A 13,486-nucleotide genomic window follows, 5' to 3' on the forward strand; every position below is an offset into this window, starting at 1 on the left:
AATTCTGATTCTGGGTTTGGAAGATCGACACAATGTTCTCACGCATGGCGCTTCTCTGTGGCACCACAGCTCTGATGGCTTCGTTGCTGCCCGACGCGCGGGCTCAGGAGCCCGCACACGCTTCTACGGCCGCAAAACCCCGTCATACCGAGCAGAGCGGCACCCCACGCCACGCGGAGGCAACATCGACGGCGCCGTCGATGCTGGGTGCTACGGCACCGACCGATGAGCGCATCGAAGTGACCGGACATAATTACGGCGATGGCGTCACCAGACGCGCGTTCGGTGGCGGCCTGATGACACCGTCAGACAGTCCCAAATCCGTCTCTGCAATCACGCGTGACTTCATTGCCAAGCAGAATCCAGCACTCAACCCGATGCAGCTCATCGCCCTTCTTCCCGGCGCCAATGTCTCGGACACAGACCCGCTTGGCATGACGGGTGGCAATCTATCGGTACGCGGTCTTACCGAATCACAGATGGGGTTCACGCTCGAAGGTTTCCCGATCAACGATATTGGCAATTTCGCGGTTTATCCGCAGGAAATTGTCGACGCCGAAAACCTCAAGACTGTGCGTCTGGCGCAGGGATCGGCCGATCTCGACAGCCCCCATATCAGCTCATCGGGTGGTGTAGTCGACATGTACATGATCGACCCCAAGAACAAGATGGGTGGTATGGTCGACATTACCTACGGGTCGTTCAATGCGACACGCGGCTTTCTACGCTTCGATACCGGCCGCATAGGCGACACCAATCTACGCGCCTATTTCTCCTATTCGCAGGGACGTCAGGACCATTGGCGTGGCCCCGGCTGGGATAACAAGAAGCATGGCGAAATGAAGATCGTGAATGACTGGGGCGATGGCAATCGCGTCTCCCTGGCCGTGGTCGGCAATAATATCCAGAACAACGCCTACCCAAATGTGACCAAGGCGAGCTGGAATAAATGGGGCACCGGCATGACCAATCCGGTCGGCTCGAGCGGCCTGTCGCCTACTGACCCGCCGAATACGGTCTATGAATCAAATTACTACGTCCCTGCGAAAGCCGGATCGGTCAATTACTACAAGACGCGCCCCAACCCCTTTACCAATATCTATGCGTCCATGCCCTCGACGTTCAAACTGAACGATCATCTCGTGCTCACCGAGACCCCGTATTTCTGGTACGGCTACGGCAATGGCGGCGGCGCGCAATATACCGACATGTCCAAGTTCGTTTACGGCAAGCAGACCCTCGCCGGAACGATCAATGGCGCCGGAAAGGGCATGCAGGTGCTCTATAATCCATCGTTGACCGAAACCTATCGCCCTGGTGCCACGACCAAGCTGACCCTTACAACAGGCGTTAACCGCCTGATGGTTGGCTACTGGTTCGAATACGCCAAGCAGCGTCAGACTGCGCCTTACAGCTTTGTCGGCGCCGACGGCACACCTCTGAGCCAATGGGGCGACGAAAACAACGTAGTGCTGAGCAACGGCGCAAAGGCCCAGTATCGAAACACCCTGACCCAGACTCAGGTGCATACGCCCTTTATCGGTGACAGCCTCACATTGCTGCATGGCAAGCTCACCATAGATGCCGGGCTGAAATATTCGATCGTCAAACGCTCCGGCACAAATTATCTGCCCGATGTGCGCAGCAAATACGTCACCACCGATTACAATCAGGCACTGCCTACCGCTGCGATACGCTACAAGATCGACCAGCATAATCAGGTCTTCGTCTCTGTCTCGACGAACTTCCGCATGCCGCAGAATTACGCGCTCTACGATTCAGGCAGCTTCAACCAGAAGACCGGTTTGTATTCGACCCTCGCAAACCCCGACCAGAAAGCCGAGATTTCGATTTCAGAGGAGGCAGGCTGGCGCTATCAGGACGACCTGATTTCAACAGCCCTCACCTATTTCCACTACAATTTCACCAACCGTCTCTACACACAGTCCATTCAGGACCCAGCCTCGGGTGCATTCTACACCACCAACATCAATGCTGGCGGCATGCATTCCGACGGCTTCGACGCGGAATTCGGCACGAGGCCTTTTCATAATATCCGGCCCTATGTTTCGGTCGAATATCTCCATGCTGTGACCGACAGCAATATTCCTGCCGGTTCCGGCTCGGGTGCCGATTATGTGCGCAGTGCTGGCAAGAAGGCGCCACAGGCCCCCGATTGGCAGGTCGGTTTCGGCCTCGACTATGACGACGGTAAGCGCTTTGCTAATTTCAACCTGAAATATGTTGCTCGCCAATATGCGACATTCATGAACGACCAGAGCATTCCCGGCTATGTGCGTATGAATATCGGGCTCGGCTACCGCTTTCCGAAAGTCAGCATCTTCAAAAGCCCCGTGCTGCGTCTGAACCTGCAGAATATCAGCGATAATCGCTACCTGAACTGGGTCCAGTCGCCACAGGCCAACGCCAACGCGACCACGGGCGTCTTTGGCAAGACCATTGCGGGATCCGCCCCCAGCTACAAGATCGCTTCGCCTTTTGCCGCGCTGGCGACGTTGAGCAGCGAGTTCTGATAGGGGTCTGACGGGTTCCGACGCTGGATAGCGACTCCCAATCACTCAGCGCTCCGATATCTTCTTCTGATCCACCGAGCCTGCCCCGAGATTGACGCTCCGGGCAGGACCGATGGATGCAGGCGGTTGTCGACAACAAGTCTATATAGCCCAATCGCTGTTCTATCACTGTCTCCGATAAGGCCGCCGAGCGGGCCGTCTGATCGAGGTTACAGACAGTCCTTTCCCCAGGTGGCTAGATGACACACCATGATGAGCGAAACGGAACGCCGAACCAAAGTATAAAGATGGCGGATTTAAATGACGGATAAGCCGTAGTCTCGCCTCGAAGCGAATCTAAAGAGCTTCATCGTCCTGCCGATTGCACGGTAAAAGTGCCGTGTTTTTGAACAGAAGGTCTCTATGGCCAAGATACGCAGAGGCGTTTTCCGGACATGCCCGGTAGACAAGTTTGTGATGTCAGTTCACGCTGCCGCCTTCTTCCAACGTTATCCACCTGCGCTGACAACTACGTGAGAAATCGCTTTTAGAAACGCTCGTGGACAAATCGCTGTGTTACGCACGGATATACAATCAAAGGGTATCACCATGCGCCATGATAACGATGAGAGCGGAATAAATGTCGAAATTCGTGAGCTGATGGGAGAACTGAGCGATGACGTAGAGCGCCTTAATATCGCAGCAGATCAGTCTTCCACCCCTGACGAGATCAGGCACATGATCGCTGCTCTTGCAGACAAGATCAGCGGTATTGCCTCTCTCATGCGTTGACGGAGGGTTCCACCCTCAAAACTTCGGGTTCGATATGGCATATGGCAGTTCGTGCGCCTGCCCCGGGGTCAGGGTAGGTGACAGGGCTTTCTAGCGTCCGTCGGTCACTACGCCGATCTTGCTGCTAAAGCCTCCGCGCGAAAGGCCAAGTGCCTGACAATGGCTCCGGTTTTTTCCGAATTCCTCCTTTTTACGGCCCCTGCCGTCTTGTGATGCGCCCTGATGTTCGTGCCGTCGAAAAAGACCATACCCAAGGCTGGATCCAGGTCTTTCACCTGTTCGAAGAGTGCCTCCCACACACCAAGCTTCGCCCAGCGAATGAAAAGTTGAACTGCGGTCCGCCACGGGCCGAACTCCAAAGGAAAAGATCGCCATTTTGCGCCGTTCTGGTGACGCCATAAGATCGCCGATATCGTCAAGCGCAGGTTGCGTAGCGGTTTTTTGCCTTTGGGTCACACCGCCTCAATCGTGTACAGCGTCGTAGGTCCTGTCGGAGAAATACCGAACCTTATTCCGGTGATCGAGGGCGCGGTCGCCGCGACCAAATTAGGCGGTACTCCAATGATCGAGCAGATCGCTGCTGCGCTAAAGCAGACTAAGGCTGTCGATGCCGCCATTCTGGGTTCTTGAGCCCGTCGGCGAACCAGCCGCTGGAAACATCAACTGTCAGTCAGACTGACGTTACATGCATACTTGTTTACTCAAAGATAAAAGTGATACGTTCCGTTACCGCAATAAAGCGGTAGGAGTCTTAGTCATGCAGAAACTGTTGACCGCCGCTCTCGCTATCAGCACCATGATGGCTGCACCTCACGCTTACTCGAACGCTCTGACCTCAAGGGCTTCGACATCATTCGCAAACACGCATACATCAACGACCCAAGGGACGCAGGATTGGTGTCGCGGAGTTGACCCGACCAATCCGGGAAAATGGGTTTGGGTCAACGGCCACTGCCTCTGAACTTAGATGCGAAGGCGTTGATGCGGAGCTGATTTCTCTGGCGTCGTCCAAGCTATTGAGTAATCCGGAGCCTTGTTTAGGGTCAGAGCCGGTCGTCTAAGCAGCCACGTTTTCGATCATCGTTGACGGGCGGCAACCCTCTTGGCTGCTCATCTTGGCGTTCAGCCGCCGATGCCTGCCGCGGTCATCTAGCTTGAGCGCCATGAGGATCACGAAATGCACGTCTTCTTCGGTGGCTCGGGTCAGGTCTGTCATAGGTGAGAACAAAGAAAGAACATGCGTGGGGAATCAACCAAAGTTAGCGGATCAACGCGGATTTGGTTAACATCTCACTCTCTCCCACCCAACGGCTGAACGAACGGCTCACCCGTAGCTATTTTCTGCGATTGATTTTATCTATCATAAAAATACAATAATACTTCGAGTAATAAACGCATATCCACAATAAGCCCACGATCATGATCGGCATCAAGACCACGATCATGAACAAGACAAATTTGATATCTTGCGCGTGCGTTCTATGTTTGTACATAAATTCGAAATGTACGAAGTGATATAGAACCCAAAATGTAAGCAATGATATCGTAACTACAGATATGATCGATAATATAATCTTGAGAGGCATACTCACTTTGCTCAATATGAGCTCTGAAAACTCTCTCTCCTGGATATAATATTCCAACGAGCCTTTGGTCGGGGGCGTCTTGGGGGTCAAATCTCTTCTCACAGAGTAAATACTTTTTTGCATTAGCACACCACCAATCTTGATAATCAAGTGGAAGCAGATGCTTGGGAACACACTCGTTCGTGGTAATATCGAACGCCCGCACTATAAGACCGCGTGGTCCAGGTGTAACTCTTTTAAGACGAGCTTTGTCTGGAAATATGGCCTCGCGTCTTGGCAGGACTGGATTGGCGTCGCTGGCCTTTCGCCTGAGAACGAATACGCAGATACGCTCATCGACCAGATGCGAGGCGTGCGATCTTCGTGGTTGCCACCAATATCCGCGGCTACACAGTCGTCAATCACCATTGACGACAACAGCCCACAAGCGAAGGGCGGCCGGAAAGCCGCCCCTATCTATCAACACCACGATGAGAAAATGGGCGTTTCGCCCGCTGGATACTCTGGGAAGCGTCCAGTTACTGAGCCGGTTTTACCCTCCCAGCGCGAGGGGGCAGAATCGCACGTTCTGGCGGGGCAGTACAAGGGAAAGCGACTCCCGAAAAGTGGCACGGATCTGGCACAGCTTGACACGATATGACTCGGCTCGAAGCATACCGGAATAGACCGAAACGGACTGGTGCCTATCAAGGCTAAGTCTCAAAAAACGGCTGATTTCTGCGGGTGAGGATGGTGGGTGCGACAGGGATTGAACCTGTGACCCCTGCCGTGTGAAGGCAGTGCTCTACCGCTGAGCTACGCACCCATCCTGCGGTGACGCGTCTCTAGCAAAGGGCGAGAGACGCGACAAGATGCAAAACGAAAAAACCTGATCAGAAGCCGAACATATGATCTAGCGAAAAACCACCCGCGCCGTTTCTTTGGCCGTGATAACCGAACAGGCGGCACGACATGTCACGGATCAGCACGTAACCACCGATCCCTGCTTCGGCGAGTTTATCAACGCCGAAAATCTCATGCGGCCAGACCATGAACGACCCTGACGGGTTGATACTGATCTTGCGGCGCTCCAGTTCTACACCGGCATTCGAGTAAAGATGAAGGAGGGTTTCGGACGGGTCAGTGCCTTCCACCGACGCCGGATGGATGAGGCAGGAGAAGCTCTCATGCTCTTCCTGACCCAGCTTCAGAAACAGACGCGTCGTCAGACCAGGCGGCGGCCCGGAATAGGATTGCGGCTCGGAACGCCAAGTCATAAGCGTATTGAAGATATGACCGCCGAAACTTGTCTCGGCTGAGTGGCCATTTTCGCGGTTCTCATAACGCATGAGGGCGTGCAGCCAGCCGTCACCTTCGCCACCATCACGAAAATCGTAAACGAGATCGGCATGACCGGCACGATCGGTCAGTTCGTGCAAGGCGATAGCGGTCTCATGATTGCGCGGCAGATTGCCGAGAAATTTCTGCCCGAGCAGCGCGCCCGATTCATCGAAAATATCGAGCCGCAGCGGCAGGCTGGTAATTTTCTCAGACATCGGGTTCGGCTGCACGACGCTCGTGAACTGCGTCGGGTCGAGAATGGGGAAAGGCAGCACGAAGCCCCGGCCCATCGATTTTGGCAGCTTGCGCAACGAGGGCTCGGGCGACAGATCGCGGCGCTCCACGTTGAGATGCGCAATACGTGTCAGGGCGCCCTGCGTAATCTCGTAGCGTGGTCTGACGAGATGGTTTCCCGAGCGCAGTTCGAGCTGCGCAGGCCAGGAAATGCCCGTGACGAGCGCTCCCACATCAAGCGCGTAGGTCGAAAACGGACCGATTTCGACAGGCACGGCAAAATGCTCTTCCTCGCCCATCTGGTTGATGGTGATCGCCCCAGCCGGAATCGGCGTTGCGTGGCTGTTCTGAATCCAGAGCACCAGCTTTTCAGCCTCGCGCGGGGCGGGGAGCGTCGCAAAACGCGGTGACGGCCAGGCATTCGCATCATGGGTAACAGAAAGGCTTGGCTCGCCGTTCTTGCCAAAGGTGTCGAGCGCATATTTGACGACATCGTGCCCGCGCGCGCCCAGAACATGGATAAAAAGCTGTCCGCAGAACGCGGGCAGATTGAAACGCTCACGTATGACGGCGCTATCGACCACAATACCGGCAGGCGCATCGGGCACTTCTTCTTGCCATTCGGCAAGAATGACGCCCTTGTCGTCATAAAGACGCATCCAGTAGCGCACATCGACCGCGTCGTAATTGCACCAGTAATTAGCCGTCACGAGACGCGTGCTGAAGCGTGAATCGTCGCGGAAAAAGGCGAAATTCGTCGCGAAATTGAGTTTGTCGAGATAGTTTCGCGGGTTGCTCAGCATCCAGTCCGGTAGCTTGGCGGGCTCGAGCGAAAGCACCTGCTGGTTGGCGTGCGTCACACGGGCAAGGCGCGACAGCATTTTCTCATGCTCGAATGAAAGCGCGAGCACGGTTGTCGCCTCACCGGCGGCGAGGTCGGTCAGGGCCTGCTTCGTGCCACCGAGCCCGTCTGGCTGACCGACCTGCTCGCTGTCATGCGTATAAACACCGGCACTCGGTTTGAAGCCGGGGTAGAGCGCGACCAGTGTTCGCAACCAGTTAGCCGGGTCATAAACCGCGAAAGCGCCCCCTTCTGCCAGTGTCGTTTCCAACCTCTCGAGGGCCTCGCTTGCCACCGGATGGGCAAGCGCCTTGTAGAGGATGTTTCCGCCGCCCTGAGCGTCGAAGGTGATGATATCGAGCATGGTCGTCCTGTACCCGTTTCTTCGTTGCGGACCCCGCACCCGTGTCAGAGAGCGAGACGCCGAATCATTTCATCTGCCCCTCGGCCGGTATCGTCAAGCGCCGTGACTGCCCAGGGTGCCCATTCGCCAGTAAAGGGCCTGACCCTATCGGCCTCTGCCAAAGTCTGGACGAAGGCGGAAATGCGACGCGAGCGTCCTGGCAGATCTATGATCATCACCGGCGCCTCTGTTGCGACTGCCTCCGAGATCATTGAGACGCTATCGGTGGTCACGGCAATCGCATCCGCACAGGCCAAGAGTCCGTGATAGGGGTTCTCGCCCTCCCCGTCCCATATCCAGGCCGGGTGGGAGGCGAGGCGCGCTTTCAGCACAGCGAGCGCCCCGGCATCGGTGCGTCGCGACGGCGTCAGGGCCACCGCCACTTCGGCATGGCCCATAATCCCGATAAGCCTGTCAGCAAGAGTGTTTGCGTCATCGACACCAAAGCTGAACCGACCGTTTGCCCCGCCTATCAGCACGCTCAGCAACGCCTTGCCAGGCACCGTAAGGCGCTCGTGCCAGTGCACGCGAGCGAGGTCGAGCTTCACTTTTGTCATTCCATGAAGCGCAGTGCGCACCGATACGATATTCGGCCCGGCAATGGCGTCGTGAACATTGGCGATAATCAGGTCGAAATGATGCGCCGCCATGCGCGGGTTCTGGATCTGAACCAGTTTCAATCCTGTCCGCTTCCTGACCGCCGCCGCAACGGCGCCGCCTGTGCCGCCGACGCTTACCAGAAGACCGGTGCTCGATGGCAGATCGATCGGAGCCGTCGCTCGCAACGGAGCGGGACAAAATCTTGTAGGCAAACGCCGCCAGATTCCCTCGATCCTGACCGGGTGGAAATGCCAGTCCAGCCCGGCACGTTCAACGAGACCGCTCGCCTGGGCGCGCATTCCGGCAAAATCTTCAGCAATGATGGCTACACTCATAACTCAACAATTCCTTCACCGGCAGAACTTTGGCAAGAAGCAGACATGACCGAAGCTTCCTCGCCCACCACGCCGAATTTCGACCCTCTGATCACCGCCGGACTGAAACAGGTCGGCATCGACAAGCCCAATGACGTGCAAAACCGCGTCTGGCCCGAAGTGCTGAGCGGCAAAGACGTGCTGCTGATTGCCCAGACCGGATCGGGAAAGACCGCAGCCTATGCGGCACCGGCCTTCCAGCACCTTCTGGCGTCGAAAGAGACGCGCCAGCCCGGCGCGCCGCGCGTGCTGATCCTCGCGCCGACGCGCGAGCTCGTCACCCAGATCGCAGGGGTGTGCCGCCAGATCGGTCGACGCCTCGCCTTTCGCACGCGACTGCTCTGCGGCGGTCTGCCGAAAGACGCCCAGATCGAGGCTTTGGCGGAAGGTGTCGATATCGCGGTGGCAACACCGGGCCGGTTGATCGATCTCCTTATGAGCGGCGCTTGCAGGCTCGACGCCACGACTCTCCTCATCATCGATGAAGTCGATCAGATGCTTGATGAGGATTTCCTGACGGCGATGGACGAGATCATTCCTCATCTGCCCGATCGACGTCAGGCGATGCTCTGCTCCGCGACACTTCCTCCTGTCGGGCGCGAATTGGCCAATCGTCTGCTCTACAAGCCGGTCACGCTTGAATTTGCCAGCCAGACCGTCACGCCACGCCGCATCAAGCAGCGCGCGATGTTTGTCGAGACAGAAGAAAAGCTTGCCACCCTCACCCGGCTCTGTGCCGAGACAGAGGGGCGTCAGATCGTCTTTGTGCGCACCAAGGCCTGGGTCGATCAGATCGGCAAGCATCTCCGCAAGGCCGGGCTGTCGATTGCCGTGCTGCATGGCGACCTCGCCCAAGGGGCAAGACAAAAAGCGGTCGACGCCCTGCGCGCCGGGCGGGCGCAGATCCTGCTCACCACGGACGTTGCAGCACGTGGGCTCGATATTGATGACGTGGCGCTGGTGGTGAATTACGATCTGCCCGAAAAGGCCGAGACCTATGTGCATCGCATCGGTCGAACCGCCCGTGCAGGCAAGAGGGGCGCCGCTTTGGCGTTCTGCACGCGCGATGAACGTGTGTTGCTTCGGGCGATCGAGAAAGAGATCGGCTATCGCATCAGCATCGTTTCCTGACGGGGCTGGCCTTGAGGTTTGTCATGACAGGGGTCTAAACTCTGCGTTATGACCCCTCCCGAGGCCCGGCTTATGGATACCGTCGCGATTCTGGAAAAGCTCGTCGCATTCGACACGACAAGCCGGAACCCTAATGCGCCGCTGATCGAGTGGATCGAGTCCTGGCTCGACGCTCATGCCGTCGCCTATACACGCCATCATGGGCCGGAAGACGGCAAATGGAACCTGCACGCCATTCTGGGGCCGCAGCAGAAAGGCGGGCTTGCCCTCTCGGGCCATGTCGACTGCGTTCCGGTCGAGGGGCAGGACTGGTCGCGCGATCCGTTCGCCCTGACCGAAAAAGACGGCAAGCTCTATGCCCGTGGCGCCGCCGACATGAAAGGCTTCGTCGCCGCCATGCTTTCGGCCATCCCGGCGATCAATGCCCAGCCTCTTCGGAAACCGGTGCATCTCTTTTTCACCTTCGATGAAGAGATAACCTGTAATGGCGCACGGTATCTCATCAAGGACGTGAAAACCCGCGATCTGATGCCTGATCTTTGCATCATTGGCGAGCCCACCCTGCTCTCACCGATCATCGCGCATAAGGGCCGCTTCACGATACGCGTCGACATCAAGGGACAACCGGCACACTCCTCCCAACCTTCGCTAGGCGCCAATGCTTTGCATGCCATGGGGCGCGCCATCGCCGAAATTGCTGCCATGGCCGATGAGTTCGAACGCGACGGGCCGCATGTCAGCGGCGTTCAGCCCGATCACACGACCATGCAGGTCGGGCTCGCACAGGGCGGCAGTATTCTCAATATCGTGCCCGAACAGGCGAGTTTCGAGATGGAGTGGCGCGCTGTTCCGGGCGATAGCAATGAAGCGATCTTTGCGCGCATTCGTCACCGCCTCGCGCCTATCGATCAGGCTCTGCGCGATTCTTGGGCCGAATGCGGCCTGCATTATACGGCACTCGTCGATCTGCCGCCCTTGGCACTGGCCGAAACGTCCCCCCTCGTCTCCCTGCTGCAGCAGATTACGGGCAAGAACAGCGCGGGCTACGTTTCTTACGGTACGGAGGCGGGAATCTATCAGCAGGCCGGGTTACCGACCATCGTCTGCGGCCCCGGCGACATCGCCCAAGCCCATAAACCCGATGAGTGGATCGAGCGCGACCAGCTGGCCCGGTGCGAGACAATGATCGAGCGCCTTGTGCGACAGGTCTGCCTATCTTCATGAGTTGTGGGGCTTCACCGCGGGACCACCATCCGGTGCGCAAGCGACGTCAGCGCCTGCTCCCCACGCTCGCTTTGCCCCGCCGCCTGCCCGACTTCCCCATTCTGATCGACAGGCCCGACCTCACCGCATGGGAGAAAGGCAATAACGGTATCGCAGGCGTCATTGAGCGCGATAGCGGTCTGCCCGGCCCTGAAATCACGGTGGTCTCTCTCATTCACGGCAATGAGTTTGCCGGGGCGGCCGCAGCGGACCGCCTTTTGCGTGAAGATATTCGTCCGATTTGTGGCGTGCTTCGTTTTGTTTTTGCCAATATGGCGGCCTTTAGCCGCTTCACTCCCGAGAACCCCACGGCGTCACGCTTCGTCGCTGAGGATCTCAACCGCGTCTGGTCGCATGACCGACTGAGCCACGCGCCCGGATCGGTCGAAATGGAACGCGCCATTGAGCTACTGCCGGTGATACAGCGCAGCGATCTGCTTCTCGACCTGCATTCCATGTTGTGGGAATCGGCTCCGCTCTTCATTTCGCCGCAGACCGAACGCTCGATCGCGCTGGCTGGCATGCTCTCCTCGCGGTCGGACACGCAGTTTCTCACCCTGACCGATCTTGGCCATGTAGGCGGCGCCCGATTGATCGAGCATGAGCGCTTTCTGGTGCCATCAGGCGCGCCTGCGAGCGTCTTGCTGGAAGCCGGACAGCACTGGCGCCCCGAGACAGTGGAGATCAGCGCCCGCGTCATCAAGCAATTCGTGGAGAATGCTGCATTTCTGTATTTCGGCACGCGGCACACCGAAAACACCGCCGCGCATCAGGCCGTAGTGACAGATAACGTCGTGGCGAGAAGTGCGAGCTTCGCCTTTGCCGAGCCCTATCAGGGCGGTCATGTCATCCAGTCGGCCGGAACCGTCATCGCCACCGACGGCGAAGACGAAATCTGCACGCCCTATGATCACTGCGTGCTGATCATGCCCAATCTCTGCGTCAGGCGCGGCCAGCTCGCCGTGCGTCTCGCACGGCGTCTCTGACAATCGCCCCGATCACGGGGCGATTGCACTGGGTCAGTTTCAGGCGCCGGGGTAAGCGACGTCGTAAATCGGGAAGCGGCGGCAAAGGGTCTTGACCTCTTCATGCACGCGCTGCTCGACCGCATCCTGTGCCTCCGTGCCGAAAGCGCTCAGAACTTCGTCGATCATGCGCGCGATGGTTCGGAATTCTTCCTTGCCAAAGCCTCGCGACGTGGCCGCCGGGCTGCCCAGACGGATGCCCGAGGTCACGAAAGGCTTCTCGGGGTCGAACGGAATAGCGTTCTTGTTCGCCGTGATCCCTGCGCGCTCGAGAGCGGCTTCAGCAATCTTTCCGGTCACTTTTTTCGGGCGCAGATCGACGAGCACCAGATGGCAATCGGTGCCGCCGGTCACGATATCGAACCCACGGGAAACAAGCTCTTCAGCCAGAACGCGCGCGTTATCGGCAACGGCCGTCTGATAGGCCTTGAACTTCTCGCCCAGCGCTTCACCGAAGGCCACGGCCTTGCCGGCGATGACATGCATCAGCGGTCCGCCCTGCAGACCGGGGAATACGGCCGAATTCACCTTCTTGGCGATGTCTGCGTCATTGGTCAGCACGATGCCGCCACGCGGGCCGCGCAGGGTCTTGTGAGTCGTGCTTGTCACGATATGGGCGTGGGGGACAGGGCTCGGGAAGAGACCAGCGGCTACCAGACCGGCGAAATGAGCCATATCGACCATCAGATACGCCCCGACCTCATCGGCGATGCGGCGAAAACGGGCGAAGTCGATATGACGCGGATAGGCCGAGCCACCAGCGACGATGATAGTCGGCTTGTGCTCGCGTGCCAGACGCTCCATTTCCTCGTAGTCGAGCGTTCCATCTTCGGCGCGTACGCCGTACTGAACGGCATTGAACCACTTGCCGGAATAATTCGGCGCCGCACCATGCGTCAGATGGCCGCCAGCCGCGAGGCTCATGCCGAGCACGGTATCACCGGGCTTGCCGAGCGCCATGAAGGCCGCCTGGTTGGCATTGGCGCCCGAATGGGGCTGAACATTGGCAAATTCTACGCCGAACAGCGCCTTGATGCGCTCGATGGCGAGGTTTTCGACGCGATCGACATCGACACACCCGCCGTAATAACGCTTGCCCGGCAGGCCCTCGGCATATTTGTTGGTCAGCACCGAGCCCTGTGCTTCGAGCACGGCAAACGAGGTGATGTTCTCGGACGCAATCAGCTCGATCCCGTCCTGCTGGCGAACCAGCTCGGCATTGACGATGGCCGCGACCTCTGGATCGGCCTCATTCAGGCCGCGATGAAAGAAATCGTGCTGAGCGGACATGTTCTCGCGAGTTGACATTCTTTTCTCTCCCAGAGGGGGCGCGCAGACGCACAAAATGGCGTATCACGAACGCCAATATCCCAGATTTCCCCCCGCCGCCAACCCGTTTAGCGC

9 protein-coding genes and 1 tRNA gene are annotated in these 13,486 nt (G+C 57.9%); 5 read left to right on the forward strand and 5 right to left on the reverse strand.

All coding sequences use genetic code 11. The annotated features are described in order from the left end of the window. The first annotated feature begins 32 nt into the window (after positions 1-32). Together ABHV46_RS01820 and ABHV46_RS01825 are read left to right on the forward strand one after the other, a co-directional pair. Positions 33-2,534 carry a TonB-dependent receptor gene (locus ABHV46_RS01820; RefSeq protein WP_438382473.1) on the forward strand — a complete coding sequence of 834 codons (2,502 nt, stop codon included), beginning with the start codon at positions 33-35 and terminating at the stop codon, positions 2,532-2,534. A 588-nt stretch (positions 2,535-3,122) separates the two neighbouring features. After that, the gene (locus ABHV46_RS01825; protein WP_438382474.1) at positions 3,123-3,305 is read left to right on the forward strand and encodes a hypothetical protein; all 183 of its coding nucleotides are present in this window, start codon (positions 3,123-3,125) and stop codon (positions 3,303-3,305) included. A gap of 107 nt (positions 3,306-3,412) precedes the next feature. Here the strand turns inward: ABHV46_RS01825 and ABHV46_RS01830 are convergent, their stop codons facing one another. The 4 genes from ABHV46_RS01830 to ABHV46_RS01845 all read right to left on the reverse strand — a co-directional run bounded on the left by ABHV46_RS01830 (position 3,413) and on the right by ABHV46_RS01845 (position 8,624). Further along, a complete protein-coding gene (locus ABHV46_RS01830) occupies positions 3,413-3,724 on the reverse strand; it encodes a transposase (protein WP_438382475.1) in 312 nt (103 codons plus the stop codon). A 1,897-nt stretch (positions 3,725-5,621) separates the two neighbouring features. Continuing rightward, positions 5,622-5,696, reverse strand: a tRNA-Val gene (locus tag ABHV46_RS01835). Positions 5,697-5,763: 67 nt separating this feature from the next. Continuing rightward, positions 5,764-7,650 (reverse strand): hypothetical protein, encoded by a 1,887-nt coding sequence (locus ABHV46_RS01840; protein ID WP_438382476.1) that lies wholly within the window; start codon positions 7,648-7,650, stop codon positions 5,764-5,766. Between the two features lie 44 nt (positions 7,651-7,694). Next, positions 7,695-8,624: a mitochondrial fission ELM1 family protein gene (locus ABHV46_RS01845; protein WP_438382477.1), complete on the reverse strand. Its 930-nt coding sequence runs from the start codon at positions 8,622-8,624 to the stop codon at positions 7,695-7,697. A gap of 45 nt (positions 8,625-8,669) precedes the next feature. On the opposite strand from ABHV46_RS01845, the gene ABHV46_RS01850 reads away from it, so the two are divergent. From ABHV46_RS01850 to ABHV46_RS01860, 3 genes are read left to right on the forward strand one after another with little or no spacing between them, the layout of a single operon-like run. Continuing rightward, entirely contained in the window at positions 8,670-9,794 is a 1,125-nt protein-coding gene (locus tag ABHV46_RS01850) for a DEAD/DEAH box helicase (protein ID WP_438382478.1), read from the forward strand. Positions 9,795-9,842: 48 nt separating this feature from the next. Then, positions 9,843-11,018, forward strand: a complete 1,176-nt coding sequence (argE, locus tag ABHV46_RS01855; protein ID WP_438382479.1) for an acetylornithine deacetylase — start codon at positions 9,843-9,845, stop codon at positions 11,016-11,018. A gap of 32 nt (positions 11,019-11,050) precedes the next feature. Beyond that, positions 11,051-12,043 carry a hypothetical protein gene (locus ABHV46_RS01860; RefSeq protein ID WP_438382480.1) on the forward strand — a complete coding sequence of 331 codons (993 nt, stop codon included), beginning with the start codon at positions 11,051-11,053 and terminating at the stop codon, positions 12,041-12,043. 39 nt (positions 12,044-12,082) lie between these two features. Here the strand turns inward: ABHV46_RS01860 and glyA are convergent, their stop codons facing one another. Beyond that, on the reverse strand, positions 12,083-13,390 hold the full coding sequence (gene glyA, locus ABHV46_RS01865) for a serine hydroxymethyltransferase (RefSeq protein ID WP_408870685.1): 1,308 nt from the start codon (positions 13,388-13,390) through the stop codon (positions 12,083-12,085). Positions 13,391-13,486: the final 96 nt, after the last annotated feature.

The sequence above is a fragment of the Asaia sp. BMEF1 genome (assembly GCF_051628905.1).
Taxonomy (GTDB): Bacteria; Pseudomonadota; Alphaproteobacteria; order Acetobacterales; family Acetobacteraceae; genus Asaia.

What these genes read in the sequence shown, in the direction of transcription:
- ABHV46_RS01840 (WP_438382476.1), bottom strand. Translation starts at nt 7,650, where the DNA reads ATGCTCGATATCATCACCTTCGACGCTCAGGGCGGCGGAAACATCCTC.
- ABHV46_RS01850 (WP_438382478.1), top strand. Translation starts at nt 8,670, where the DNA reads ATGACCGAAGCTTCCTCGCCCACCACGCCGAATTTCGACCCTCTGATC.
- argE (WP_438382479.1), top strand. Translation starts at nt 9,843, where the DNA reads ATGACCCCTCCCGAGGCCCGGCTTATGGATACCGTCGCGATTCTGGAA.
- ABHV46_RS01845 (WP_438382477.1), bottom strand. Translation starts at nt 8,624, where the DNA reads ATGAGTGTAGCCATCATTGCTGAAGATTTTGCCGGAATGCGCGCCCAG.
- ABHV46_RS01820 (WP_438382473.1), top strand. Translation starts at nt 33, where the DNA reads ATGTTCTCACGCATGGCGCTTCTCTGTGGCACCACAGCTCTGATGGCT.
- glyA (WP_408870685.1), bottom strand. Translation starts at nt 13,390, where the DNA reads ATGTCAACTCGCGAGAACATGTCCGCTCAGCACGATTTCTTTCATCGC.
- ABHV46_RS01825 (WP_438382474.1), top strand. Translation starts at nt 3,123, where the DNA reads ATGCGCCATGATAACGATGAGAGCGGAATAAATGTCGAAATTCGTGAG.